Source organism: Collimonas sp. OK412 (assembly GCF_900112135.1).
GTDB lineage: Bacteria > Pseudomonadota > Gammaproteobacteria > Burkholderiales > Burkholderiaceae_D > Collimonas > Collimonas rhizosphaerae.
Window position 1 is genome coordinate 62,998 of sequence record NZ_FOLC01000004.1, and the last position, 24,988, is coordinate 87,985.

At 60.4% G+C, this 24,988-nt stretch carries 21 protein-coding genes; 9 read left to right on the forward strand and 12 right to left on the reverse strand.

Features of this window, described 5'->3' with window-relative positions; all coding sequences use genetic code 11:
* Window positions 1-52: 52 nt before the first annotated feature.
* The 4 genes from pilQ (at window position 53) to BM062_RS05835 (ending at window position 5,879) form a co-directional block, all read left to right on the forward strand.
* The gene (pilQ, locus tag BM062_RS05820) at window positions 53-2,149 is read left to right on the forward strand and encodes a type IV pilus secretin PilQ (RefSeq protein ID WP_254784967.1); all 2,097 of its coding nucleotides are present in this window, start codon (window positions 53-55) and stop codon (window positions 2,147-2,149) included.
* 63 nt (window positions 2,150-2,212) lie between these two features.
* Complete coding sequence (gene aroKB / locus BM062_RS05825; protein WP_092394511.1) at window positions 2,213-3,937, forward strand: bifunctional shikimate kinase/3-dehydroquinate synthase AroKB; 1,725 nt, start codon at window positions 2,213-2,215, stop codon at window positions 3,935-3,937.
* Window positions 3,934-5,097, forward strand: a complete 1,164-nt coding sequence (locus BM062_RS05830; RefSeq protein WP_092394514.1) for a deoxyguanosinetriphosphate triphosphohydrolase — start codon at window positions 3,934-3,936, stop codon at window positions 5,095-5,097. Before aroKB ends, BM062_RS05830 begins: the two co-directional genes overlap by 4 nt.
* Before the next feature lie 92 nt (window positions 5,098-5,189).
* Window positions 5,190-5,879 (forward strand): DUF4197 domain-containing protein, encoded by a 690-nt coding sequence (locus BM062_RS05835; RefSeq protein WP_254784952.1) that lies wholly within the window; start codon window positions 5,190-5,192, stop codon window positions 5,877-5,879.
* 109 nt (window positions 5,880-5,988) lie between these two features.
* Here the strand turns inward: BM062_RS05835 and hpf are convergent, their stop codons facing one another.
* The 7 genes from hpf to BM062_RS05870 all read right to left on the reverse strand — a co-directional run bounded on the left by hpf (window position 5,989) and on the right by BM062_RS05870 (window position 11,624).
* Window positions 5,989-6,339: a ribosome hibernation-promoting factor, HPF/YfiA family gene (gene hpf / locus BM062_RS05840; protein ID WP_061532045.1), complete on the reverse strand. Its 351-nt coding sequence runs from the start codon at window positions 6,337-6,339 to the stop codon at window positions 5,989-5,991.
* A 155-nt stretch (window positions 6,340-6,494) separates the two neighbouring features.
* Window positions 6,495-7,976, reverse strand: coding sequence for an RNA polymerase factor sigma-54 (locus BM062_RS05845; protein ID WP_092394520.1), 1,482 nt, complete (start codon window positions 7,974-7,976; stop codon window positions 6,495-6,497).
* Window positions 7,977-8,079: 103 nt separating this feature from the next.
* Window positions 8,080-8,826 (reverse strand): LPS export ABC transporter ATP-binding protein, encoded by a 747-nt coding sequence (gene lptB, locus BM062_RS05850; RefSeq protein ID WP_092394523.1) that lies wholly within the window; start codon window positions 8,824-8,826, stop codon window positions 8,080-8,082.
* Window positions 8,823-9,365 (reverse strand): lipopolysaccharide transport periplasmic protein LptA, encoded by a 543-nt coding sequence (gene lptA / locus BM062_RS05855; RefSeq protein ID WP_092394526.1) that lies wholly within the window; start codon window positions 9,363-9,365, stop codon window positions 8,823-8,825. Before lptA ends, lptB begins: the two co-directional genes overlap by 4 nt.
* 56 nt (window positions 9,366-9,421) lie before the next feature.
* On the reverse strand, window positions 9,422-10,015 hold the full coding sequence (gene lptC, locus BM062_RS05860) for an LPS export ABC transporter periplasmic protein LptC (RefSeq protein WP_092394529.1): 594 nt from the start codon (window positions 10,013-10,015) through the stop codon (window positions 9,422-9,424).
* Window positions 10,012-10,593 carry a KdsC family phosphatase gene (locus BM062_RS05865; protein ID WP_092394532.1) on the reverse strand — a complete coding sequence of 194 codons (582 nt, stop codon included), beginning with the start codon at window positions 10,591-10,593 and terminating at the stop codon, window positions 10,012-10,014. Before BM062_RS05865 ends, lptC begins: the two co-directional genes overlap by 4 nt.
* Window positions 10,593-11,624, reverse strand: coding sequence for a KpsF/GutQ family sugar-phosphate isomerase (locus BM062_RS05870; RefSeq protein ID WP_092394535.1), 1,032 nt, complete (start codon window positions 11,622-11,624; stop codon window positions 10,593-10,595). Before BM062_RS05870 ends, BM062_RS05865 begins: the two co-directional genes overlap by 1 nt.
* A 134-nt stretch (window positions 11,625-11,758) precedes the next feature.
* On the opposite strand from BM062_RS05870, the gene BM062_RS05875 reads away from it, so the two are divergent.
* Window positions 11,759-13,783 (forward strand): monovalent cation:proton antiporter family protein, encoded by a 2,025-nt coding sequence (locus tag BM062_RS05875; protein WP_092395065.1) that lies wholly within the window; start codon window positions 11,759-11,761, stop codon window positions 13,781-13,783.
* 65 nt (window positions 13,784-13,848) lie between these two features.
* Complete coding sequence (locus BM062_RS05880) at window positions 13,849-15,003, forward strand: PepSY-associated TM helix domain-containing protein (protein ID WP_139220001.1); 1,155 nt, start codon at window positions 13,849-13,851, stop codon at window positions 15,001-15,003.
* A gap of 21 nt (window positions 15,004-15,024) precedes the next feature.
* On the opposite strand, the gene BM062_RS05885 is transcribed toward BM062_RS05880, so the two are convergent.
* From BM062_RS05885 to uvrA, 3 genes are all read right to left on the reverse strand, one after another.
* Complete coding sequence (locus tag BM062_RS05885; protein WP_092394541.1) at window positions 15,025-16,242, reverse strand: FAD-dependent oxidoreductase; 1,218 nt, start codon at window positions 16,240-16,242, stop codon at window positions 15,025-15,027.
* A 25-nt stretch (window positions 16,243-16,267) separates the two neighbouring features.
* Window positions 16,268-17,047, reverse strand: a complete 780-nt coding sequence (locus BM062_RS05890; protein WP_092394544.1) for a phytanoyl-CoA dioxygenase family protein — start codon at window positions 17,045-17,047, stop codon at window positions 16,268-16,270.
* Window positions 17,048-17,137: 90 nt separating this feature from the next.
* Window positions 17,138-20,002 (reverse strand): excinuclease ABC subunit UvrA, encoded by a 2,865-nt coding sequence (uvrA, locus tag BM062_RS05895; protein WP_092394547.1) that lies wholly within the window; start codon window positions 20,000-20,002, stop codon window positions 17,138-17,140.
* A 247-nt stretch (window positions 20,003-20,249) separates the two neighbouring features.
* Here uvrA and BM062_RS05900 point away from each other — a divergent pair, with 247 nt between their 5' ends.
* The 3 genes from BM062_RS05900 (at window position 20,250) to BM062_RS05910 (ending at window position 23,312) form a co-directional block, all read left to right on the forward strand.
* Window positions 20,250-21,446 carry an MFS transporter gene (locus BM062_RS05900; protein WP_175500912.1) on the forward strand — a complete coding sequence of 399 codons (1,197 nt, stop codon included), beginning with the start codon at window positions 20,250-20,252 and terminating at the stop codon, window positions 21,444-21,446.
* 46 nt (window positions 21,447-21,492) lie between these two features.
* The gene (gene ssb / locus BM062_RS05905; RefSeq protein ID WP_092394553.1) at window positions 21,493-21,987 is read left to right on the forward strand and encodes a single-stranded DNA-binding protein; all 495 of its coding nucleotides are present in this window, start codon (window positions 21,493-21,495) and stop codon (window positions 21,985-21,987) included.
* 404 nt (window positions 21,988-22,391) lie between these two features.
* Entirely contained in the window at window positions 22,392-23,312 is a 921-nt protein-coding gene (locus tag BM062_RS05910) for a glycosyl hydrolase (RefSeq protein ID WP_305763964.1), read from the forward strand.
* Window positions 23,313-23,332: 20 nt separating this feature from the next.
* Here BM062_RS05910 and BM062_RS05915 read toward each other — a convergent pair whose 3' ends face one another.
* Together BM062_RS05915 and BM062_RS05920 are read right to left on the reverse strand one after the other, a co-directional pair.
* Window positions 23,333-23,893: a TVP38/TMEM64 family protein gene (locus tag BM062_RS05915; protein WP_175500904.1), complete on the reverse strand. Its 561-nt coding sequence runs from the start codon at window positions 23,891-23,893 to the stop codon at window positions 23,333-23,335.
* Between the two features lie 150 nt (window positions 23,894-24,043).
* Window positions 24,044-24,952 (reverse strand): hypothetical protein, encoded by a 909-nt coding sequence (locus tag BM062_RS05920; protein ID WP_092394556.1) that lies wholly within the window; start codon window positions 24,950-24,952, stop codon window positions 24,044-24,046.
* Window positions 24,953-24,988 lie beyond the last annotated feature (36 nt).

Here is a 24,988-nt window from a genome sequence, read left to right on the forward strand (position 1 = left end):
ATTCGTTAACCTGAGCGTGAGCCGGCTGAGCGTGGTTCGGCAAAAAGCCTTGATGTTAGGTGCGCTGCTGTGTTTGCTGGTATCAGGAGCGCCGGTAATGGCGGCGGAAGATAATGCGATCACCTCGATCAACGCCAACCAGCAAGGCGCCAATGTCATTGTCAAGATCAATTTCAAGCGTCCTCTGAGTACGCAGCCGACTGCGTTTACCGTGATCAGCCCGGCGCGCATTGCTTTCGATTTCATCGGGATTGGCAACGCTACCGGAAAAACATCGCAAGATATCAGCATGGGCGACGTGCGCAATGTGGTGGTGGCGCAAGCTGACGACCGCTCACGCCTGGTGTTCAACCTGAAACGTTCTTTGTCGTACGCTACCGCCATGGACGGCAATTCCCTGATCGTCACCATCGACGGCTCTGGCGGCCTGGCGACGCCGGTCAATGCTGCCGGCATGCCGGTACGTCCCGCGGCAGCCGCAGCTGCACCTGTGGCCGCGGCGCCAGCCCCTGCAGCATTGCTGAACGGGAAACCCGCCCTGCGCGATATCGATTTCCGTCGCGGCACCGCGGGTGAAGGCCGAGTTGTGATTGACCTGCCGAATACCCAGGTTGGTGTCGACGTCCGCCAGCAAGGCCAGACAATCGTGGTGGATTTCCTGAAAACCAGCTTGCCGGATGTCTTGCGCCGCAAGCTCGATGTCGGTGATTTTGGCACTCCGGTCAAAACCATCACGACCGTCACGCAAGGTGAAAATGTACGCATGATCATCGAGCCGAAAGGTCTTTGGGAGCAAAGCGCTTACCAAAGCGACAGCCAGCTGGTGATCGAAGTCAAGCCAATCAAGGAAGACCCGAACAAGCTGGCACAGGGCGCGCAGGGATATCGCGGCGACAAGCTTTCCCTGAATTTCCAGAACGTGGAAGTGCGTTCGGTGCTGCAGGTGATTGCTGACTTTACCGGCCTGAACATCATTACCAGCGATACCGTCGGCGGCAACCTGACCCTGCGTCTTAAAGATGTTCCTTGGGACCAGGCTTTGGATATCGTGATGCAGGCCAAGGGTCTGGACATGCGCAAGAACGGTTCTGTCATCTGGATCGCACCGAAAGACGAATTGCTGACTAAAGAAAAACTGGAACTTGAGCAGCGTTCGCAAATCGCCGAACTGGAGCCTCTGCGCACAGAGTCCTTCCAATTGAATTATCAGAAAGCTGAAGCCTTCAAGAAAGTGTTCGGGATTGATGATGCCGGCAGTGGGGGCAAGAAAAATAGCATTCTGTCAAATCGTGGCAGCGCTGTGATTGATCCTCGCACTAACCAATTGTTCGTTACCGACACGCCGACCATTCTGCAGAATATCCGCAATCTGGTGCAAAAGATCGATATCGCATCGAGACAGGTCTTGATCGAAGCCCGCATGGTGGAAGCGAATGATGGCTTTAGCCGTAATCTGGGCGCCAAGCTTGGTTTTGGCTTTAATGGCAAAAATGTCACTGCAGGCGGCACTCAAACCGCGACGGCGTCGACTGGCACGCTTCCAATCATAGGAGGAAATTCGGTGAATTTGCCGGCCAATCCTAGCACTGGCACGGCAGGTTCGCTGGCTTTGACCCTGTTCAATTCCGCTGCATCGAAATTCATCAGCCTGGAGTTGTCGGCGCTGGAAGCGGACGGGCAAGGCAAGATCATTTCCAGTCCGCGCGTTGTCACGGCTGACCAGCAGAAGGCTCTGATTGAACAAGGTGTTGAAATTCCATACCAAAACGCCACCAGCAGCGGAGCCACATCGGTTGAGTTCAAGAAAGCCAACCTGAAACTGGAAGTTGTGCCGCAAATCACTCCTGACGGCAATGTCATTTTGACAGTAGATGTGACGAATGACAGCGTCGGCGCCACGGTTCCAGGCGGTGTGGCTATCAATACCAAGCATGTCCAGACCCAGGTCCAGGTTGAAAATGGCGGGACGGTGGTGATTGGCGGTATTTATACCCAGACGATTTCAAACGATATTACTAAAGTGCCACTGCTTGGAGATATTCCGGTTCTGGGTTATCTTTTCAAACAAACGGCAGTTGTTAACAAACGAACTGAATTATTGATTTTCCTGACACCGAAAATCGTCATCGACCGGCTCGCTGGGCATTAATTGCACAGAAGACACCGGCCTGGCGCCGGTGTCTGTATTTTGAGCAAAAGGTTGAGTGGTGAAATGGTGCGGTACACAGGCAATATCTTTCTGGTAGGCCTGATGGGCGCGGGCAAGACTACGGTTGGCCGCGCTCTGGCAAAAAAACTCAACAAGCTATTCATTGATTCGGATCACGAAATCGAGGCGCGTACCGGCGTCTCGATTCCTTTGATTTTCGAGATAGAAGGCGAAGAGAGCTTCCGCCAGCGCGAGACGGAAGTGATACGCGACCTCAGCGGCAGGCGCGGCATCGTGCTGGCCACCGGCGGCGGCGCTGTCATGCGGCCGGAAAACCGCGAATACCTGAAAAACCGCGGCACCGTGATTTACTTGCGTGCCAGCATCCACAACATCCTGCAGCGCACCAGCCGCGACAAGAACCGGCCACTGTTGCAAACAGCCGATCCGCGCCGGCGCCTGGAAGAACTGTCTCGGCAGCGAGAGCCGTATTATCGCGACGTGGCCGACATTGTCATCGACACCGGCCGACCTAACGTACAATTCCTGGTACACAGTATCCTGAGCCAGCTGGAACTGCTGCCCGACGAGCCTGAAGCAGGATCGGGCACGGTTAGCCAGGCTGGCGCTATCACCCCTATTTCAGCAAATTCTTCCATGAACCAGCAGTCGCCCCCTCCGGCCCCGGCGCCGACCATCACGCTCCAGGTAGAACTGGGCGAGCGCAGCTACCCGATCGAGATCGGACCGTCGCTGCTGAACGACCGTGAGCGGATTGCGCGCCTGATCATCGGCAAGCAGGTCGCCGTGGTGACCAACACTACCGTCGCGCCGCTGTACCTGCAAGGGTTTAGCCAGGCGTTGAAAGACGCCGGCAAGAGCGTGCTGGAAATCATATTGCCGGACGGCGAAGAAGAAAAGAACTGGGCCAGCCTGATGCAGATCTTCGATCGGCTGCTGAGCGCAAAATGCGGCCGCAAGACGACCTTGATCGCCCTGGGCGGCGGCGTTATCGGCGACCTTACCGGTTTCGCTGCTTCGGCCTACATGCGCGGCGTGCCGTTCGTGCAGATCCCGACCACCCTGCTGGCGCAGGTCGATTCCTCGGTGGGCGGCAAGACCGGCATCAACCATCCGCTCGGCAAAAACATGATCGGCGCCTTCTACCAGCCGCAGGCAGTGATCGCCGATACCATGACCTTGCACAGCCTGCCTGAGCGCGAGCTGTCGGCCGGGCTGGCGGAAGTGATCAAATACGGCGCGGTGATCGACGCCGAATTCTTCAAATGGATAGAGAGCAATATCGGCAAGCTGATGGCGCGCGATAACGTTGCCCTGGCTTACGCCATCCGCCGCTCCTGCGAGCTGAAAGCCGACGTGGTCAGGCAAGACGAACGCGAAGGCGGCTTGCGCGCCATCCTGAATTTCGGCCATACCTTCGGCCATGCGATCGAGTCCGGCCTGGGCTACGGCAAATGGCTGCATGGTGAAGCGGTCGGTTGCGGCATGGTGATGGCGGCTGACCTGTCGCACCGGCTTGGGCACATCAGCGCCGTCGACAAGGAACGCGTCAGTGCGCTGGTGCGCGCCGCCGGCCTGCCGACCGAGGCGCCCAACCTCGGCGCTCAGCGCTGGCTGGAGCTGATGCAGGTCGACAAAAAGAACGAAGACGGCCAGATCAAGTTCATCCTGATGAACCCCTTGGGCGGCCATCTGGTCACCGGCGTGCCGCAAGAAGCGCTGCTGGCGACGCTGCAGCAGCTAGCCTCGGGAGATTTGCCGCGATGAACCCGGAAGCGCTTCTCGCTCAACCTCTCGCCCCCTATGCCGCACATTCTGGGCTGTCGCGAGGACGCCTGTTCGAGGAAACGCCACCTAGCGCCCGCAGCGAGTTCCAGCGCGACCGCGACCGCATCATCCATTGCACCGCATTCCGCCGCCTGGAATACAAGACCCAGGTTTTCGTCAACCATGAGGGCGACCTGTTCCGCACGCGCCTGACGCACAGCATTGAAGTGGCGCAAATCGCCCGTTCGATTGCGCGCAACCTGCAACTGAACGAAGATCTGGTCGAGGCGATTTCACTGGCCCACGACCTGGGGCATACGCCATTCGGCCATGCCGGCCAGGATGCCCTGAATGACTGCATGGAGGCGCATGGCGGCTTCGAACACAACCTGCAGAGCCTGCGGGTGGTCGACAAGCTGGAGCAGCGCTACGGCGCTTTTGACGGCCTGAACCTGATGTTCGAGACCCGCGAGGGCATCCTGAAGCACTGTTCGCTGGCCAACGCCAGGAAGCTGGGCGATATCGGCGAGCGCTTCATCCAGCGCAAGCAGCCGAGCCTGGAGGCGCAAGTCGCCAACCTGGCCGATGAGATTGCCTACAACAACCACGATGTCGACGACGGATTGCGTTCGGGCCTGCTGACGCTGGAGCAGATGAACCAGATAGATTTTTATGCAACCCACAGCCGCGAGGTCGAGCGGCTGTACCCTGGCCTCGGCGGGCGCCGCGCGATCAATGAAACGGTGCGGCGCATGATCAACGCCTTGATCACCGACCTGATCCAGACCTCGCAGCAGCGCATCCTGGATGCCCGCCTGCAGAGCGTCGACGAGGTGCGCAATGCGCCGCCCCTGATTGCATTTTCCGACGGCATGGCGCAACAGGCAGCGCTGCTGAAGCGCTTCTTGCGCGAAAACCTGTACCGCCACTACCTGGTCAATCGCATGACGGCCAAGGCGCGCCGCATCGTCGCCGAACTGTATGCCTGTTTCAGCGCCGAGCCGACCTTGCTGCCGCCCGACTATCAGCTGGGCCAGCCCGGCACGGCCGGAGCAAGCCCGCAGGCGCGCGCGATCGCCGATTACATCGCCGGCATGACCGACCGTTACGCGATACGCGAGCACAGGCGTTTGTTCCTGGTAGACGAAGGCCATCTCTGACATGCGTACCACAGGGATTTCCGGTCCCTTGCTCTAAACGCAACAAGTTAGGGTAGACTTTGTCGTTTTCCAATCATTTCATGAGGATCGTTATGCGCCGCGTATACCAAACAGCAGTGACCCTGACCCTGGCAGTAACCGCTTCCGCCGCGCTTGCCTTGTCCTTAAGCGACTTGAGCAACCAGGACGCCAGCAGCGGCCTGAAAGCTGCGCTGCAAAAAGGCGCGGATGTCGCGGTGTCCAAACTGGGCGTCGAGAATGGCTTCCTGAACAACGACAAGGTCAAGATCGGCTTGCCCAGCGTGCTCGATAAAGCCATGCCGCTCTTGAGGATGACCGGCCAGGGACAGAAACTGGACGACCTGGTGGTGTCGATGAACCATGCCGCGGAACAGGCAGTGCCGTTGGCCAAGCCGCTGCTGTTGAATGCAGTGAAATCGATGTCGGTGACGGATGCAAAAAACATCCTGACCGGCGGCGATACTTCGGTGACAGACTTCTTCAAGGCGAAGACTTCGGCGCAACTGGGCCAGAAATTCCTGCCTATTGTCAAAGGCGTGACCGACCGCAACGGCTTGTCGGCGCAATACAATTCGGTCATGGGGCAAGTCGGCAAGACCGGCATGGTGCCAGCCCAGCAAAGCACCGTTGAAGGTTACGTCACGCAGCGTGCGCTGGACGGCCTGTACACCATCATCGGCGACGAAGAGAAAGCGATACGGCAGGATCCGGTCGGCGCCGGCAGCGCGATTATCGGCAAGGTGTTCGGCGCATTGAAATAAGGACGCGCCGCAGCGATAAACAATAATATGGTTTGACAATAACAAAGGGCGCATTGACTGCGCCCTTGTTCATTTATTGGCGCGAGCCACACAGCTCGCGCAGGCCGGATCAGGTCGCGGCGGGGAGTTCTTCCGGCAGGTGCTTGATGGCATCGTGCTGGTGGTCTTGCATCTTGTCCTTGTATTTGATCACCTGGCGATCGAGCTTGTCGATCAGGGCGTCGATGGCGGCGTAAAGATCGTGGGCAATGCTTTCGGCATGCAAATCTTTTCCTTTTACGCGCAGGTTGATTTCCGCTTTTTGGCGTTTTTCTTTTTCAGTAATCTTGTCGACCGTCAGGATCACGCTGATATCGATGACCTGGTCGAAATGGCGTTTGATACGCTCTAGTTTGCTTTGTACGTATTCGCGAATGGCAGGGGTTAACTCGAGGTGATGCCCACTGATGGTGAAGTTCATACAGCGCTCCTATCAAGAATATTGCTGGCGGTCCGGAGCCGGATACGCAGGATCTTTAGGCGGACGGTCCGAAAACAGACAGTCCTGGCAAGAACCAATGAAACCCGCTTCGTCTGGACACAGCAAGGGTAAGCTTTACAATCAAACCAGAAGAACTACAAGGCCTTGCGTAAATTAACAGACGGAATTTTCAGTGCTTCGCGATATTTTGCGACGGTGCGGCGGGCTACCACCATACCTTGTTCCGCAAGCATGTCGGCAATCTTGCTGTCAGAGAAAGGATTTTTTGTATCTTCCGCTCCTATCAATTGCTTAATGAGTGCCCTGATTGCCGTTGAGGAAGCCTCTCCACCTGCCTCAGTAGCAACATGGCTGCCGAAGAAATACTTCAGTTCAAACATCCCGTGGGGAGTGAGCATGTATTTCTGAGTGGTTACACGAGAAATAGTACTCTCGTGTAGTCCCAGTGTATCAGCTATTTCACGCAACACAAGCGGCCGCATGGCCACCGCGCCGTGCGAAAAGAAATTCCTCTGGCGTTCCACGATGGCTTGCGCCACGCGCAGGATGGTGTCGAAGCGCTGCCGCATATTCTTGATCAGCCACTTGGCTTCCTGCAGCTGCGAAGTGAGCGCGCCGTCGCCCTTGCTTTGCTTCAGAATGTTGGCATACAGGACATTCACCCTGAGCCTTGGCATGACGTCATTGTTGAGCATGACCTGCCAGCCCTGCTTGCTGCGCCTGACGATCACGTCGGGCACGACGTAGTCGGAAGTGTTGGCGGCGAACGGCGCGCCGGGGTGCGGATTGCACTGCTTGATGACTGCCTGCGCTTCGCGCAGGTCTTCGTCGTCGCAATCGAGCGCCTTCTTGATTTTATTGAAATCGCGTTGCGCAAAAAGCATCAGGTGATCTTGCACGATCGCCAATGCAAGCCGGCGCGTGACAAATGGCACTTTGATAAAACGCCTGATCTGCAAGCTCAGGCATTCCGCCGCATTGCGGGCGCCGACGCCTGCCGGGTCGAAACTCTGCACCATCTTCAGCGCCGTCGATAATTCCTCGATGGCGATTTCCAGTTCCGGCGGCAGCCGCTCCAGGATTTCTTCCAGCGATTCTTCCAGGTAGCCGTTGTCGTCCAGCGCATCGATGGTCAGCTCGACCAGGGCGCGGTCACGCAAGTCGTGCAGCGTTTCGCGCATCTGCTGCAGCAGATGTTCGCGCAAGGTGGATTCGTGGGCTTCCAGCTGCGGCCGCGCATCTTCGTCATCCGGGGTTTTTGAACTGCGCGCGACATCGTCGAAACTCCATTCGCTGTCGCCGCTTTCCGGGCCGCTCTCGGCGGCCGGCGGCGTGTCCAGCCCGGTTTCGCTTTCGCTCGGCGAGCTGCTCACTTCGCTGTCGCCCACCGGGGCATCCATGGTCGACGCGGTGCCGCTGATGGCGCCGTCCGCCAGCAAGCGTACGGAATTGTCGAGCGGGTCGTCGACCCGCTCCAGCAGGGGATTGTCCGACAGGATCTGTTCCAGCTCCTGGTGCAGTTCGAGCGTGGACAATTGCAGCAGCCGGATAGACTGCTGCAACTGAGGTGTCAGCGCAAGATGCTGCGAGGTGCGTAGCTGGAGTGATTGTTTCATGGCTTCCGTGCAGACAATTCACTGGTATTTCTTTATTCGGGGCAGGCTGCCGCAGCGCGGCGCATTCCCTTGCCCCCGACCGTTCGGGCATATCTCGATGAAGCTACATGCGGAAATGCTCGCCCAGGTATACGCGCCGCACCGACTCGTCGGCGATGATGTCGTCCGGACTGCCGCTGGCCAGCACGCTGCCCTGGTTGATGATGTAGGCGCGATCGCAGATGCCCAGTGTTTCGCGCACATTGTGGTCGGTGATCAGCACGCCTATGCCGCGTTCCTTGAGGAAGCGGACGATGCGCTGGATCTCGATCACGGCGATCGGATCGATCCCGGCAAACGGTTCATCCAGCAGGACGAAGCGGGGATTGGTGGCCAGCGCGCGGGCGATTTCGACCCGCCGGCGTTCACCGCCCGACAACGACAGCGCCTGGTTTTCACGCAGTTTTTCGATTTGCAGCTCGTGCAGCAGCTTCTGCAGCTGCTCGTCGATTTGAACCTTGGTGAGCGGCTTGCCGTTGGGACGCTGCAGTTCCAGCACGGCGCGGATATTGTCTTCCACCGTCAGCTTGCGGAACACCGATGCCTCTTGCGGCAGGTACGACAGGCCAAGCACTGCACGCCGGTGGATAGGCAAGCGTGAAATGTCGACGCCGTCGAGGTCGATCTCGCCGCCGTCCGACGGCACCAGGCCGACGATCATGTAGAAAGAAGTAGTCTTGCCGGCGCCGTTGGGCCCCAGCAGGCCGACCACTTCGCCGCAATGCACTGTCAGCGACACGTCGTGGACTACCTGGCGCGCGCCGTAGCTTTTCTGCAGGCCTTTGACGATCAGGGTGCTGGGAGCGGTCATTGCGGAGCTTTCGGGCGCGGCTGGATGACAGCGCGTATGCGTCCGGCGCCAGCCTGGCTATTGCCGTTGACGGTATTGTTGACCGAATAGAATTCGGTGCGGCTGTCGTAGGAAATGAATTCGCCGTTCACTTCGTCGGTCGGCTTGTCGCCTTGCAGGCGGCGCATCTGCGCCTTGGAAAACAGCTTGGTGATTTCTGTCTTGCCGTCGTATTCGATGCGTTCGGCATGGCCGTCGATCCACAGGTCGGGGCCGCCGTCGCGTTTTTGCTTGAACGTGGCGAGCTTGCCGGGATCTGCGTACAGGGTGGCGAACTGGTAGCCGGACGGATCGGTAGTCACCACCACGCGGTCGGCTTTCATCAGCAGCGTACCGCGCGTCAGCACCACGTTGCCGGTAGCGACATTGACCTGCTTGACGTCGTCATAGGTGAGCTGGTCGGAATCGATCAGCGTCGGTTTTTCGGAATCTGCTTTTTCTGCATGCGCCACGCCTATGGCGCTAAGCAACAGCAGGGATATGAAAAATAGTCGTTTCATGAAAAATCCTGGATAAAGGATAGAACGGTGTGCATAAAATGGCCTGTTTGCCTGGATCAGCGAGGTTTGGGCGGAAACACGCCGTGGACCTTGCTGAACAGTTTCAGTACACGCGTGGAATTATTGAAATCCATGCCGGTGCCATGCAATACCGATTGTCCCAGCGTGAGCTCCACCGGTTTGTCGGACTGCATGACGTCGTCGTCGGGCAGCAGCAGCAGGTATTCGGATTTCAGGTGGAAATTGTCGGCCTGCGGCGTCTTCGGCCGGTCCGCATTGACGTCGCCGTACAGATGCACCTTGCTGTTGTTGTCTTCGATCTTGCCGCGGTCGGCGCGCAGGTTCATCGGCGGCTTTTCCTTGTCAAGGCTGTGGATCAGCGGCTTTTGCACATCGAACGAATCATCGCCTGGATTATGTGTCAGCCGGTCGCCCGAGATGTTGTAGCGCGGCTGCCCGGTGGGCGACATCTGCACGTAATTGAAATGCTCGACGAAATAATCGGGTTCGGTGCGCGCCGCCTTCGGCAGCAGGTCTTCGGTATTCTGGTGCATCACCTGCACCAGCCAGAAACTGCCGAGCGCCAGCAAGATGAACAATATCAGCAGCAGCAGGAAGCGGAAGCGGTAGGTGGAGCGCAGGTTTTTCATGCAATGCCCTGCGGTGTGGTGCGCAGGTACGACGCCAGCGTCGCTGCGTAGGTATTTTGCGCCTGCATGATCAGGTCGCAGATTTCACGCGCGGCGCCGTGGCCGCCGCTGGCCTGGGTGACATAGTGCACGCGGCTGCGGACATCGGGATGGCCGTTGGGAACGCTGACCGCAAAACCGACCTGCGACAGGATCGGCAAGTCGATCACATCGTCGCCGATAAAGCCGCAGGCATCCGGCGCCAGTCCCAGCTGTGCAAGCAATTTGACAAATGCCGCGTGCTTGTCATGTACGCCTTGCTGCACATGAGCGATGCCAAGGTCGCTGGCGCGGCGGCTGACGATCGCCGACTGCCGCGCGCTGATGATGGCGGTGGCGACGCCGCTCTGCTGCAACTGCTTGATGCCGTGGCCGTCGAGCGCGTTAAAGCGCTTGAGCTGTTCGCCGTCGGCGCCGTACAGCAGGCCGCCGTCAGTCAGGATGCCGTCGACGTCGAAAATCATCAGGCGCACCCGCGCTGCGCGCGCTGTCAGGTCGGCGAGGTTGGTGCTGTCGCCGTGCTTGGCCTGGATATTCATCAGATTACCTTGGCGCGCGTCAGGTCATGGATATGCAGCGCGCCGACCAGCATGCCAGTGGCGTCGGTGACCAGCAGCTGGTTGATGCGGAATTGCTCCATCATGTGCACCGCGTCGACCGCCAGCTGGTCCGGGCCGATGGAGCGCGGGTTGGCGTGCATGACGTCGGCGATCGTGAGCTTGGTGAAATCCTGCACCTGTTCGATCAGCCGCCGCAGGTCGCCATCGGTAAAGACGCCGATGGCATGGAATTTTTCATCCACCACGGCGGTCATGGCGATGCCCTTGCGGGTGATTTCCAGCAGCGCCAGCGACAGCGATACGTCCGCGGTCACGGCCGGAATCGCTTCGCCGCTGCGCATGACGTCGCGCACGTGGGTCAGCAGGCGCCGTCCGAGCGCGCCGCCGGGATGGGAGCGGGCGAAATCTTCTTCGCGGAAGCCGCGCGCGTCCAGCAGCGCCACCGCCAGGGCGTCGCCCATCGCCAGCGTCGCGGTGGTGCTGGCGGTCGGCGCCAGGTTCAGCGGACAGGCTTCCTGGTCGACCCGGACATCCAGGTGCACATTGGCCAGTTGCGCCAGCGCCGAGTCCTGGTTGCCGGTCATCGCGATCAGGCTGGCGCCCATGCGTTTGATGATCGGCACGATCGCCATCAGCTCCGCGGTTTCGCCGGAATTCGAAATGGCGATGAACGCATCGTCCTCGGTCACCATGCCGAGGTCGCCATGCGCCGCTTCGGCCGGATGGATGAACAAGGCCGGGGTGCCGGTAGAGGCCAGCGTGGCAGCGATCTTGCGGGCGATATGGCCGGATTTCCCTATTCCAGAGACCACCACCCGGCCGCTGCAGTTGAGCAGCAAGGCAATCGCCTGTGCAAAAGGATCGTTGACGTCGTCGGAAACCCGGTTCTTCAGAGCGATGATGGCATCGGCTTCGATTTGCAGGGTGCTCCGAGCAAGTTTCAGCGCACGGCCGGCGTCGAATGACTTGGGCAGGGTTTGGGACAAAATTTTAGTATCGGTTAGACTCATCCCGAAAGTATAAACGAAATCCTAAAGCAAAAAACTTGCCAGTCTCGATCGGCTTCAATTAATCTGTCCCTAGTTCTGCCCGCATTAGCGTTGCTGCAACAATGTGTTGATATTGAAATAATTAATTACCAATGATGCTTACCGGACTAGAACTGACAATCTTGCTGCTTGGCTCCGCCGTACTGGGCGTGGTGGCTTTTCGCAGCTTTCATTTGCCGCCGATGCTGGGCTACCTGGCGGTGGGTATCCTGATCGGCCCGCATGCGCTGGGTTTTGCCGAAGACAACGCCACCACCCACGCGCTGGCGGAATTCGGCGTGGTGTTCCTGATGTTTTCGATCGGCCTCGAGTTTTCGCTGCCGAAACTGACGGCGATGCGGCATATCGTGTTCGGCCTGGGCATGGCGCAGGTTGGATTGACCATCGGCGCCACCATGCTGTTCAGCTGGCTGATGGCGGTCATCCTGCCGCAGCTCACCAATATCAGCTGGCAGGCTGCGTTCGCCCTGGGCGGCGCGCTGACCATGTCTTCCACGGCTATCGTGTCCAAGCTGCTGACCGAACGCATGGAGCTGGAAAGCGAACACGGCCGCCGCATCATCGGCATCCTGCTGTTCCAGGACCTGGCGCTGGTGCCTTTGCTGATCGTGGTGCCGGCCCTTGCCGAGCATAACGGCAACCTGCTGGCGACGCTGGCCTGGGCCAGCGGCAAGGCGGTGCTGGTGCTGGCGCTGCTGCTGTTCTTTGGCCAGAAGCTGATGCGGCGCTGGTTCCAGATCGTGGTGCGGCGCCGTTCGCAGGAGCTGTTCATGCTGAACCTGCTGCTGATCACGCTGGCCGCAGCCTGGATTACCGAGCGCGCCGGCCTGTCGCTGGCGCTGGGCGCGTTCATTGCCGGCATGCTGATTTCGGAAACCGAATACAAGCACCAGGTGGAAGAAGACATCAAATCGTTCCGGGACGTGCTGCTGGGGCTGTTCTTCATCACCGTCGGCATGCTGCTCAACCTGCGCCTGGTGATTGAACACTGGTGGCTGGTATTGCTGCTGCTGATCGGCCCGGTGTTCCTCAAGTTCGTGCTGATCGCGGCGCTGGCGAAAATCTTTCGCTCATCCACCGGCGTCGCGCTGCGCACCGGCCTGGCGCTGGCGCAGGCCGGGGAGTTCGGTTTCGTGCTGCTGAACCAGGCCGGCGGCCTGCAGCTGGTTGATCCCTTGCTGATCCAGCTGATCCTGGCGTCGATGGTGTTGTCGATGCTGGCGGCGCCATTCATCCTGGCCAAATCCGACGCCATCGTGATGAAACTGTCTTCCAGCGAATGGATGATGCAGTCGCTGGCCTTGACCCAGATCGCGACGCGCACCATGGCCACCAAGAAGCACGTGATCATTGCCGGCTTCGGCCGCAGCGGCCAGAGCCTGGCCAAGCTGCTGGAAGAAGAGGGCATCGATTACCACGCGCTCGATCTCGACCCCGACCGCGTGCGCGACGCCCGCTCTGCCGGCGCGCATGTCTCCTACGGCGACGCCTCGCGCCGCGAAAGCCTGGTGGCGGCCGGCGTCCATCGCGCCGCCGCCCTGGTGATCACCTACGCCAGCACGCCCTCGGCCTTGAAGGTATTGCACCATGTCAGCGAACTGGCGCCGGCCCTGCCGGTAATCGTCCGCAGCTACGACGACACCGATCTCGACCAGCTGCGCGCCGCCGGCGCCACTGAAGTGGTGCCGGAAGCGCTGGAGGGCAGCCTGATGCTGGCCTCGCATGCACTGGTCATGCTGGGAGTGCCCTTGCGCCGGGTGGTGCACCGGGTACAGGCGACGCGCGACGAACGTTATGCCGCGCTGCGCGGTTTTTTCCACGGCATCGACGATGCGCAGGATACCGCCGACCACCTGCAGGTGCGCCTGCACTCGGTGGCTTTGCCGGAAGGCGCGCGCGCCATCGGCCGTTCGCTGGCCTGGTTAGGCTTGCCGGAAATGGGCGCCGAGATCGCCGCCTTGCGGCGCGGCCGCAGCGGCATTGCGCCGACGCCGGAAGCAGTGTTGCAGGCAGGAGACATCGTCGTCTTGCGCGGCGCCGCCGACGCCATCTCCCGCGCCGAAGGGCGTTTACTGCAAGCCTGGAGCAGCGCCAGCCAGCACAGCGACGAAGATTTTTGAAATAATACCCATTCTCATTCAATCGACATTTACAATACGAACTTTGAGTAAGCGGGTTTGTGATTGTGAAAAAAGAAATACGTCATTGGTTGGTCAAGCTGCACCGCTACAGCGGCTTGCTGCTGTCTTTGTATATTGTCATGGCAGGCCTGACCGGCGCCGCGCTGGCGTTCAACGACGACATCGACGCCTGGCTCAATCCGCAGTTCTACCATCTCGGCTCCAGCGGCGGCAGGCAGCCGATCGATGCCTTGGCGGCCCGGGTTGAGCAGGATTATCCGCACGCGCGGCTGGCCTTTTTCTCGATGGGGCAGGACGCCAACGCGCCGCTCGAGGCAAAACTGCGGCCGCGCAAGCCGAGCGATGAGCTGGCGGTGGATACGGTGTTTATCGATCCGGTCACGGCGGCCGTGGTCGGCGAGCGCAATACCAAGGCAGTCAGCCTGGCCCCGCAAAACCTGATGCCTTTCCTGTTCCGCCTGCATCGCTACCTGCTGCTGGACAAGCCCGGCGCCATCATTTCCGGCAGCCTCGGCCTGTTATGGCTGGCGACGCTGCTGATCGGCTTCGCGCTGGCCTGGCCCAGGCATCGCAAGGGCTGGGGCAAGGCGCTGTCGATCAAGCGCGGCGCCGGCAGTTTTCGCCTGATGTATGACTTGCATCGTACGGTCGGCCTGGTCGCCGGGGTGCTTCTGGTGATCACCGCTTTTACCGGCGCCGTGATGAACCTGCCGGACGTTGCCCGTCCGCTGGTCTCCAGCCTGTCGCCGCTGACGCCGCCGCCCAAGGAAGTCGCCAAATCGCTGGCTACCGAGAACAAGCGGCAGATCAGCTGGCAGCAGGCGCTGGCTTCGGCGCAAGCCAGCCTGCCGCTTGCCACCCCGGCACGCATCGCGCGTGACGAAAAACACGGCATTTACCAGGTCCGCCTGCGCAAGCCGGACGATATCCAGGACAGCGGCAGCGTACGCGTATTTGTCGACTCTGCCGACGGCCGTGTGCTGCGCTCGCTGGATCCGTTGAAAGGCTCGGCCGGCGATACCTTCATCGGCGTGCAATACGGTTTGCATACCGGCCAGATCATGGGTTTGCCGGGCAAGATGCTGGTCGCCTTTCTCGGTTTCCTGCCGCTATTGTTCATGATTACCGGCATCGCCATCTGGCTGAAAAAGCGCAAATCGGAAGCGCTGGTGAGAGCGCGCCACCTGCACCCGGCCTGACAGCGGCCGAGGCCGCGATAGCTACTTCGGTTGCCGCAGCTTGCCGAACAACCAGCCGGTCTTGCTGCCGCTGAGCGTCATCGCCATCTGCTGGCGCGCGATAGGCATGCCGCATAGCGGGCCCAGGGCGATGTCGCGCAAGGTGCTGGCGATGCGCGAATCGGATTGGAAAAAGGGCGTCAGCAACTTGCTGGCGCCCTGGTAATAACGCAGATGCGTGCGCCGCCGCTGCGAATACAGGGCCAGCGCTTGCTCCACCACCGGCGCCTCGGCAAAACAGGCCGCCAGCGTCATCGCATCGACCAGCGCCAGGTTGGCGCCTTGCCCCAGCTGCGGACTGGTGGCGTGGGCGCAGTCGCCGATGCAGACTACCCGCGCATCGTGCCAGTGCCGCATCTGCACATCGGCATAACGCGCAAAGGTCAGTTGCTCCTGGCTTTGTATATGTTGCAGGACCGTGGCAACCGGAGCCAGCTCCAGCACCGATTTCTTCCAAGCCTCCAGTCCTTGCTCTTGCCAATGCTGCAGGCGGTCCGCGCGCAGGCTCCAGAACAGGCTGAGTATCGGTCTTTCCATTTGCTTATACGCAAAGCCGGTAGGCATCAGGCCCAGCATCTGGTGCGCATGGCGGAACCATTGGCGCAGTCCGCCCTGCGTCAGGCCATCGTCAGGCACCAGCGCCCATAGTGCACCCCAGGGATAAGGCGTGACCTTTTGCGGAATCGCCAGCGCCGCCCGCAGTTGCGAACGGGTGCCGTCGGCGATGACGGCGCAATCGAATTCGCCGGCGGCAGCCTCAACGCTGCCTGGTGCAGGATCGCGGGAAAACAGCAAGGTCTTGCCGCCCGACTGCTGGATGCGGGTGATGTCGGTTGCGCTGCGGACTGCGATTCCCGCTGTCTGCACCGCTTGCCACAACACGGAAAACAAGGCGCCGCGATGCAGGCCGAGGCCGAACGATTGCGGATCATGGTGGCGATAGCGCACATCCAGCACGGTGCGGCCGCCGGCCGTGGTGCCGAACAGGCGGTCGTTGCGGGCGCCGTGTTCCAGGATGGTGTCAAGCAGGCCAAGCGCCGCCAGCACGTGCATGCCGGTCGGCTGCAGCAAGATGCCGGCGCCTACCGCGGTGGGTTGCGCCACGCGTTCGAACAAGGTGACCTGGTGGCCGGCGCGGGCCAGGAACAGGGCGCTGGCGGCGCCCGCGGTGCCGCCGCCGACGATGGCTATGCGCAGCATGGCGGCTGCACGCTGAAGGCGAGCTTCAATGGCTCAGCAGGATATTTTCGGAAGCGGCGGAGCGGCTGCCGGGCAGCGGCTGGTTGCTTTGCCCGTGATAGGCAAACACCACCGATTGCTTGACCGCTTCGGTATTGTTCCGTCCGGCGGCATGGAACAGGCCGCTATGGAAAAACACCACGTCGCCTTGCTGCAGTTCCACTGCTTTCCCTTGCGCAAACAAGGCCTGGTTTGCCGCCACTTCCGGGCGCAGGAAATCGAGCTCATCCATTTGCTCGGGCTTGATATCGAAGCGGTGCGAACCGGGAATGAAGCGCAGGCCGCCGTTGTCCTGGTTCTCGCTGTCGAGCGCCAGCCAGACCGAGATCAGCTCGTTGCGCGGGAACGACCAGTAGCGGATATCGCGATGCCAGCCGGTGGCGGTGCCGAAATGCGGGTGCTTGGTCATCACGCAGTTATGGTGCGACAAGGTGAGGCATGCCGGCTCGCCGAGCAGCAGTTCCAGCATCGCCACCAGCTGCGGATTGCCGGCCCAGGCGCGATAGCTGTCATGGCGCTGGTAGGCATTGCGCAAGCGGCGCGCGGTGCGGCCGCCGGCGCTGTCGAGCGATTTCGGCGCGCCGGCATAACCGACTTCAGCTTCGTATTCCAGCGGCGCTATCGCCTGCGCCAGGTGTGCATTGGCGGTGGCGATCATCAGTTGGCAATCCGCAGCCGGCACCATGCGCGGCAGGATCAGGTAACCGTCTTTTTCAAAGGCGTCGATTTGCGCTGCGGACAGCGCCGGAGTGGTGTGGGTAGACATGGTTATCTCGTTTATCGCATCCATTGACGAAGCGCGGGCCCGGGTGCTGCTGCTCCCAGGCCAAGGCGGCCGTCGATATGAAATGGCTGTTTATTTTTTTTGCAGTAAAGGTCCCAGGTATTTGCCGGTAACGCTGGCCGGGTTTGCCGCCACCTGCTCCGGCGTGCCGGTAGCGATGATGCGGCCGCCGCCGGCGCCGCCTTCCGGCCCGAGGTCGATCAGCCAGTCCGCGGTCTTGATGACATCCAGGTTGTGTTCGATGATGACCACGGTATTGCCCTGGTTGCGCAGGCGATGGATCACCTTCAGCAGCAGGTCGATGTCATGGAAGTGCAAGCCGGTGGTCGGTTCGTCCAGGATATACAAGGTGCGGCCGGTGTCGCGCTTCGACAGCTCCAGCGACAGCTTGACCCGCTGCGCTTCGCCGCCGGACAAGGTGGTCGCGCTCTGGCCAAGGCGGATGTAGCCGAGGCCGACATCGAGCAGCGTATGCAGCTTGCGGGCGATGACCGGCACCGGCTTGAAGAATTCATAGGCTTCTTCCACCGTCATGCCCAGCACCTCGGTGATGCTCTTGCCCTTGTAATGCACTTCCAGCGTTTCACGGTTATAGCGCTTGCCGTGGCACACGTCGCAAGGCACATACACATCCGGCAGGAAGTGCATCTCGACCTTGATCACGCCGTCGCCCTGGCAGGCTTCGCAACGGCCGCCCTTGACGTTGAACGAGAAACGGCCGGCGTTGTAGCCGCGTTCCTTGGCCATCGGCACGGTCGAGAACAGATCGCGGATCGGTGTAAACAAGCCGGTGTAGGTCGCAGGATTGGAACGCGGCGTGCGGCCGATAGGAGCCTGGTCGACCGAAATCACCTTGTCGAAATGTTCCAGGCCGCCGATCGATTCGTGCGCCGCCGGCTCGGCTTGGGAGCCGTACAGGTGGCGAGCGGCGGCGTGGTACAGCGTATCGTTGACCAGGGTCGACTTGCCCGAACCGGAAACGCCGGTGACGCAGGTCAGCAAGCCGACCGGCAAGTTCATCGTGACGTTTTTCAGGTTGTTGCCGGTGGCGCCGGTGATGATGAACTGGCGGTCGGGATCGGCCGGCGTACGGGTTTTCGGCACGGCGATCTTGAGCGTGCCGTTCAGGTATTTTGCGGTCAGCGACTTCTTGTTCTTGAGGATCTGCTCCAGCGTGCCTTCGGCAATCACCTCGCCGCCATGCACGCCCGCGCCCAAGCCCATGTCGACCACATAGTCGGCAGTGCGGATCGCATCTTCATCGTGCTCCACCACCAGCACGCTGTTGCCGATGTCGCGCAGATGGCGCAGGGTTTCGATCAGGCGGTCGTTGTCGCGCTGGTGCAAACCGATCGACGGCTCGTCCAGCACGTACATCACGCCGGTCAGGCCGGAGCCGATCTGCGAAGCCAGCCGGATCCGCTGCGCTTCGCCGCCGGACAAGGTGTCGGCGCTGCGTTCCAGCGACAGGTAATCGAGGCCGACATTATTCAGGAAGGTCAGGCGCGAGACGATTTCCTTGATGATGCGGTCGGCGATTTCCTTCTTGGCGCCGGTCAGCTTGAGCTTCTCAAAGAACGCCAGGGTTTCGCGCAGCGGCGTCGCCGCGATTTCATAGATGGCTCTTTCCTGCTTGCCGTTGCCGACCTTGACGAAGCGTGCTTCGACCCGCAGCCGCGCGCCGTGGCAGGACGGGCATTCTTTTTCGTTGATGAACTTGGCCAGCTCTTCCTTGACCGCCATCGAATCGGTTTCGCGATAACGGCGCTGCAGGTTGTTGACCACGCCTTCAAAGGTGTGTTCCTTGATCACCGTGCGGCCGCGTTCGTTGACGTAGCTGAACGGAATGGTTTCCCGGCCGGAGCCGTACAGCACGGCTTGCTGGGCCTTTTCCGGCAGTTTTTCAAACGGCACGTCGATGTCGAAATCATAGTGCGCCGCGATGCTGGTCAGCATCTGGAAATAGAACTGGTTGCGCCGGTCCCAGCCCTTGACCGCGCCGCTGGCCAGCGACAGGTTAGGGAAGGCGACGATGCGTTTTGGATCGAAAAATTCGATATGGCCCAGGCCGTCGCATTCCGGGCAGGCGCCCATCGGGTTGTTGAAAGAGAACAGGCGCGGTTCCAGTTCCTGCAGTGAATAACCGCAGATCGGGCAAGCGAACTTGTTGGAATACATGTGTTCGGTGCCGCTGTCCATTTCCAGCGCAATCGCGCGGCCTTCGGCCAGCCGCAATGCAGTCTCGAAGCTTTCCGCCAGGCGCTGCTTGGTGTCGGCTTTGACTTTCAGGCGGTCGATCACCACGTCGATGGTGTGCTTCTCGGTTTTCTTCAGCTTGGGCAGGTCGTCGACTTCGTAAATCTTGGCGGTGCCGGTGCCGCTCTGGATGCGGAAGCGCACAAAACCCTGGGCCTGCATCTGTTCGAACAGGTCGACGTGCTCGCCCTTGCGGTTGGCCACCACCGGCGCCAGGATCATCAGCTTGGTGTCGTCCGGCATCGCCAGCACCGCATCGACCATCTGCGACACGGATTGCGCCGCCAGCGGCTTCTCTGGATGGTCCGGGCAGTACGGCGTGCCGACCCGCGCGTACAGCAAGCGCAGGTAGTCGTGAATCTCGGTCACGGTGCCGACGGTGGAGCGCGGATTGTGCGAGGTGGCTTTCTGTTCGATCGAAATCGCCGGCGACAAGCCTTCGATCAGGTCAACATCCGGCTTCTCCATCAACTGCAGGAATTGCCTGGCGTAGGAAGACAGCGATTCGACATAGCGCCGCTGGCCTTCCGCATACAGCGTGTCAAACGCCAGCGACGACTTGCCGGAGCCGGACAGGCCGGTGATCACGATCAGTTTGTTGCGCGGTAAATCCAGATTGATGTTCTTGAGGTTATGCGTACGCGCACCCCGGATGCGGATCTCTTCCCGATTTTTGTCCATCTACAGCTTTCAGCGTGAGTTTAAGGCCGTGTTGGCTTGTTGGAATTGCAATTTTCACGTCTGAAAGGCTTGCCGCGAGGCCCCTGGCGGGAATCGCTGCCGGGCGCGGCCATGCCATATCAAACGGATCAACCTGATACTATAACGGGTTTCGATCTTCGTCGTTGTGCAGCCTTAACAGCGCCATCCGGTAATGCCTCATATGAATAGTTCGTCCTCCTCTCTCGATAACGATGCCGGCAGCGCCATGAGCCGCGCGGAAGTCAAGGCCAGCGGCGCCCTGGCGTCGATATTTGCCTTGCGCATGCTGGGCCTGTTCCTGATCCTGCCGGTATTCGCGGTGCACGCCAAAACCCTGCCCGGCGGCGACAGCGCCGCCCTGGTCGGCCTCGCCATGGGCATCTACGGCCTGGCGCAATCATTCGGGCAGATTCCGTTCGGCGTCGCGTCCGACAAATACGGCCGCAAGAAAATCATCGTCATCGGACTGATCCTGTTTGCACTGGGCTCTTTCATCGCCGCCGCTGCCGGCAATATCTACTGGGTCATCATCGGCCGCGCGATCCAGGGCGCGGGCGCCATTTCGGCGGCGGTAACCGCCTTCATCGCCGATTCCACCAGGGAAGAACACCGCACCAAGGCCATGGCCATGGTCGGCGGTTCCATCGGCCTCACCTTTGCCTTGTCGCTGATCATTTCGCCGCTGCTGTACGAATGGGTGGGCATGGGCGGCATTTTCGCCATGACCGGCATCCTGTCGGTGGCAGCAATCGCCGTGGTGGTATGGCTGGTGCCTGCGGCGCCGCTGGTCAAGGCCAGGCGCGTGGCCTGGTCGGAGATCCTGCGCAATGGCGAGCTGATGCGGCTCAATTACGGGGTATTCGCCTTGCACATGACGCAAATGGCGATGTTCGTGGTGATGCCGGCGGCGCTGGTCAAATACGCCGGCCTGCCGCTGGAGTCGCACTGGAAAATCTACCTGCCGGTGGTGCTGGCTTCTTTCGTGCTGATGCTGCCGCCGGTATTTGCCGGCGAGAAGCAGGGCAAGATGAAGCAAGTGATGGTGGCTGCGGTGGCTTTGTTGTTTGCCGTGCAACTCGGGTTGCTGCTGACATTCTCCATGGCAACTATCCACTGGCAGTGGCTGGTCGTGCTGCTGCTGGGGTTTTTCATCGCTTTCAACGTGCTGGAAGCCAGCCAGCCGTCGCTGGTGTCGCGCATCGCGCCGCCGGCCGCCAAGGGCGCTGCGCTGGGCGTGTACAACACCATGCAGGCGCTGGGTTTGTTCTGTGGCGGCGCCCTAGGCGGATTGCTTAAACAGCATGCCGGCGCCCCCGCGGTTTTCATTTTAGGAGGGGCGGCGACCCTCGGCTGGCTTATAATCGCATCCAGCATGAAAAATCTGCCGCGCCGTGGCCGGACGGCCACCACCGCGGCGGCATGATTTCCAAGGCATTTTTTCAAGATATTCGTATTTAGGAGAGCATCACATGGCATCGGTCAACAAAGTCATCATCGTCGGCAATCTCGGCCGCGACCCGGAAACACGCTACATGCCGAACGGCGAAGCGGTCACCAACATTGCCGTTGCCACCACGGAAAGCTGGAAAGACAAGAATAGCGGCGAGAAAAAAGAATTAACCGAGTGGCACCGCATCACCTTCTACCGCAAGCTGGCGGAGATCGCCGGCCAGTACCTGAAAAAAGGTTCGCAGATCTACGTCGAAGGCCGCCTGCAGACGCGCAAGTGGCAAGACAAGGACGGCGCTGAGCGCTACACCACCGAAATCATCGCCGACACCATGCAGATGCTGGGCAGCCGCCAGGGTGCGGGCGGCAGCGCGCCGATGGACGGCGGCGACTACAGCAGCGCGCCGCCGGCACGCCAGCAAAACACCAGCGCGCCGGCGGCTCCAGCCCGCCAGGCTCCGGCTTCGCGTCCGGCGCCGAATTTTTCGGATATGGATGACGATATTCCGTTCTGAGATCCGCTTCGCAGCAAGAAGTAAACAAAACCCCGCATTCCTGAAAGATGCGGGGTTTTTTGTTGACCGCATGTTTTTCGGATGACATTACTTGTCACTTAACGACAAAGCTGGGCAGCTTCGGATTGGCGCCTGGCGCCACGAGATGAAGCCGTTTAAGCAGATTTATCAGCTGTTTCCGCATGAGCCATTAAACAATATTGCTTGATGGTATGTTATTTGCGGTGTGATACGCGAAGCCGTCATATTGCTTTACGCATCGCTGCGGAGATGGTCCGTCCGCAGTGCTCTGAAAATAATCTTAAGAAAATTCCTTTATGTACCTGGCATGCATTTACACGCATTTCTCGCGGCCGCGCCGACACTGCGCCGCGTGGTCCCTGGTCCTCGCCGGCTGCATGGCCTTGAGCGGCTGCGGAGGCGGCGGCGACAGCGGTTCCACGGCGGCGTCAGAATCTTCGAATTCCGCCACCGCACCTGCGGCGACTTCGCCGAATCCAGCCAGTCCCGCTGCGCCGGCCGGCGCTACGCCGCCAGCCGGGACGGTAACTGCGAAGAGCGCCAAGCGCGGCGTCGCCTATGACCTGGCGAATCCGCTTGACCTTGCTGCGCTCGCGCCTGGCGTGAGCTGGTGGTACAACTGGAGTTCGCAGCCGAATGCCCAGGTCCCCGCTGACTACCGCGCACAGTACCAGATGGATTTTTATCCCATGCTATGGAATGGCAATTACGACGCGGCCAGCATCGAAGCGTCCCTGAAGCAAAATCCTCAAATCAAGTATCTGCTGGTATTGAACGAACCCAACCAGTCCGACCAGTCCAATCTGACCCCGCAGCAGGCCGCAAGCCTGTGGCCCGGCTTCGAGGCGATTGCCGCACACACCGGCGTCAAGATAGTCGGGCCGGCGATAAGCTGGGGCACCATGCCGGGTTATGCCGATCCGGTGGTGTGGCTGGATGCCTTCTATACCGCCTATCGCAGCGCCAACGGCAACCGCGATCCGCAAATCGACTACCTGGCCTTTCATTGGTACGACTACGGCCTGGCAGCGCAGCTCGACCGTCTCGCCAAGTATGGCAAACCGTTCTGGGTCACCGAATTCGCCAACTGGCATGCGCAAGCCGACGGCGCGCAGATCGACACGCTTGCCAAGCAGGAGGCGCAGATGACCGACATGGTGGCGACCTGCGAGGCGCGCGCCGACGTATTCCGCTATGCGTGGTTTACCGGCCGCTGGAATAACGACAGCCATTTCACCAGCTTGCTGGGCGCTCCCGGGCAGCTTACCGGCCTGGGCCGGCTGTATCTGTCGCTTCCGCATTGATGGCAGCGGCCAGGCGCGCTTCAATGTACATGCAGCGCCTGGCCGATATAGTCAAAGAATAGGCAATACAGCATGATCGGCAACGGCAAACCGAGCATGGTGCCGACCAGGTACTTGTAGAATTTCACGCCGGACAAAGCCAGCGCGTAATTCAGCGCGGGAACGGTCTGAAACAATACCCTTAGCAACGCGATGCTTGCAACCGGATGCGCATCCAGGCCGCGGAGTATCTTCAGCGCATGGCGGTTCTTCAATTCCCGGAATGCGTCGCCGCCGATGAAACGGATCGTCAGGAAAGTAAACACGCAGGAGATGACTGCGGCGAGATAGGTTGCAAGGCCGCCCCAGGTCTTGCCCAGGGCCAGCACCGCGGCGGCGAGAAATATCCAGCCGGGTATCTGGATCAGGTTGCCCAGGCAAAACAGCAAAACAAAGATCAGCAAACCGCTAACCTCATTGTCAGCGATCTGTTGACGAAGGAACGTCAAATTGAAATGTTCTCGCAAACCGGAAAATTGAAACAAGGCGAGCAGCAGCAACAGGAAAAGAACAACGATCAACAGCCGTTTGTAAGGGCGCATGGCAAAGTCTCGCAAGTTAAGGTGACCAGGCCACGGGCCCTCGGTGTCGATCGTATCGGCGGTTGGATACTAACCGGTTTACCTGAGTTCCGGGAAAGCTGCGCCGGCGCGAAGCGCTACGCCCACGGGCAACCGGATGCAAGCATTGCGTCACGTGGGGTCTTTATCGCTGCCGCGGTTGCGCCATTTCATGGACAGCCAGACTGCAAGCGCCGTCGCTCCTGCAAACGCCAGCACTGCCAGGAAAATAGAGTGGCTCGAGATGTAGGCGTAGGCCGTGACAAGCCCGACAAACAAGGGCGCCAGCCATTCCTCCAGCAGGGATGACTTGCGCTGGCCGGAGCGGCTGCGGGCATTGGGCGGCGGCGCTTGCGGTTCGCCTGGATCGGTATCCTCCAGGGCCGTGCGCTTGCGCCTTCCGGTCTCGGGAAAGGCTGCGCTTAACGCTGCATCGGGCCAGACGCCTGGCGGGCCGGAACCGCCAAGCATGCGCGCCGCGCTGCCGCTGTTTTTCCACTTCAGGAAGTCTGCCGCCATGCCGGCAAAATGGTCGCCCGCTTCTGGCGGATGATTGTTGTCCAGGCGGTCCATGCTCTGCGCGCTCGTCCGCATCCATTGTTCGCCATCGGCGATATCCGGCAGGCCGGCGGTGCGCAGCAGGACGAAGCCGTCAAACTGCGTGGCGACCAGCTTCTCAAACGCTTCATAGACGGCGCGGTATGGTTCGCCAAGGGCTGCCATCACTTTTTCTTTGCGCTGCGCCAGCCGTTCCAGCGCCTGTTTCTTGCCGGTGACGAAGTAGGGATAGAGGGCAGCGGGATTTTCCGTGTCTGCCTGGAATTCGGCGCGTTCTCCCTCCGGATCGTCGATATCGAAATCGTCGATCATGCTGGCGAATTTCAGGTCGGCCTCGCCATAGATGCACCACCATAGTAGCGGCGGGCCGCCATTTGCTTCCAGTTCAATTCCTGCATCGCCCCAGAATGCGCGCCATTCATTGCGTTCGCCGCTGGGCATCGCCGGCTGCTTGCAGCCGTTCAAAAAAACCGGATGGGACATGGCGATGCCTTTCGCAAAAGAACCGGGTGGACGGCG

What these genes read in the sequence shown, in the direction of transcription:
- ssb (WP_092394553.1), top strand. Translation starts at nt 21,493, where the DNA reads ATGGCATCGGTCAACAAAGTCATCATCGTCGGCAATCTCGGCCGCGAC.
- aroKB (WP_092394511.1), top strand. Translation starts at nt 2,213, where the DNA reads ATGGTGCGGTACACAGGCAATATCTTTCTGGTAGGCCTGATGGGCGCG.
- BM062_RS05845 (WP_092394520.1), bottom strand. Translation starts at nt 7,976, where the DNA reads ATGAAACAATCACTCCAGCTACGCACCTCGCAGCATCTTGCGCTGACA.
- uvrA (WP_092394547.1), bottom strand. Translation starts at nt 20,002, where the DNA reads ATGGACAAAAATCGGGAAGAGATCCGCATCCGGGGTGCGCGTACGCAT.
- BM062_RS05920 (WP_092394556.1), bottom strand. Translation starts at nt 24,952, where the DNA reads ATGTCCCATCCGGTTTTTTTGAACGGCTGCAAGCAGCCGGCGATGCCC.
- lptB (WP_092394523.1), bottom strand. Translation starts at nt 8,826, where the DNA reads ATGACCGCTCCCAGCACCCTGATCGTCAAAGGCCTGCAGAAAAGCTAC.
- BM062_RS05900 (WP_175500912.1), top strand. Translation starts at nt 20,250, where the DNA reads ATGAGCCGCGCGGAAGTCAAGGCCAGCGGCGCCCTGGCGTCGATATTT.
- BM062_RS05830 (WP_092394514.1), top strand. Translation starts at nt 3,934, where the DNA reads ATGAACCCGGAAGCGCTTCTCGCTCAACCTCTCGCCCCCTATGCCGCA.
- lptA (WP_092394526.1), bottom strand. Translation starts at nt 9,365, where the DNA reads ATGAAACGACTATTTTTCATATCCCTGCTGTTGCTTAGCGCCATAGGC.
- hpf (WP_061532045.1), bottom strand. Translation starts at nt 6,339, where the DNA reads ATGAACTTCACCATCAGTGGGCATCACCTCGAGTTAACCCCTGCCATT.
- BM062_RS05865 (WP_092394532.1), bottom strand. Translation starts at nt 10,593, where the DNA reads ATGAATATCCAGGCCAAGCACGGCGACAGCACCAACCTCGCCGACCTG.
- BM062_RS05915 (WP_175500904.1), bottom strand. Translation starts at nt 23,893, where the DNA reads ATGCGCCCTTACAAACGGCTGTTGATCGTTGTTCTTTTCCTGTTGCTG.
- pilQ (WP_254784967.1), top strand. Translation starts at nt 53, where the DNA reads ATGTTAGGTGCGCTGCTGTGTTTGCTGGTATCAGGAGCGCCGGTAATG.
- lptC (WP_092394529.1), bottom strand. Translation starts at nt 10,015, where the DNA reads ATGAAAAACCTGCGCTCCACCTACCGCTTCCGCTTCCTGCTGCTGCTG.
- BM062_RS05870 (WP_092394535.1), bottom strand. Translation starts at nt 11,624, where the DNA reads ATGAGTCTAACCGATACTAAAATTTTGTCCCAAACCCTGCCCAAGTCA.
- BM062_RS05885 (WP_092394541.1), bottom strand. Translation starts at nt 16,242, where the DNA reads ATGCTGCGCATAGCCATCGTCGGCGGCGGCACCGCGGGCGCCGCCAGC.
- BM062_RS05890 (WP_092394544.1), bottom strand. Translation starts at nt 17,047, where the DNA reads ATGTCTACCCACACCACTCCGGCGCTGTCCGCAGCGCAAATCGACGCC.
- BM062_RS05875 (WP_092395065.1), top strand. Translation starts at nt 11,759, where the DNA reads ATGCTTACCGGACTAGAACTGACAATCTTGCTGCTTGGCTCCGCCGTA.
- BM062_RS05835 (WP_254784952.1), top strand. Translation starts at nt 5,190, where the DNA reads ATGCGCCGCGTATACCAAACAGCAGTGACCCTGACCCTGGCAGTAACC.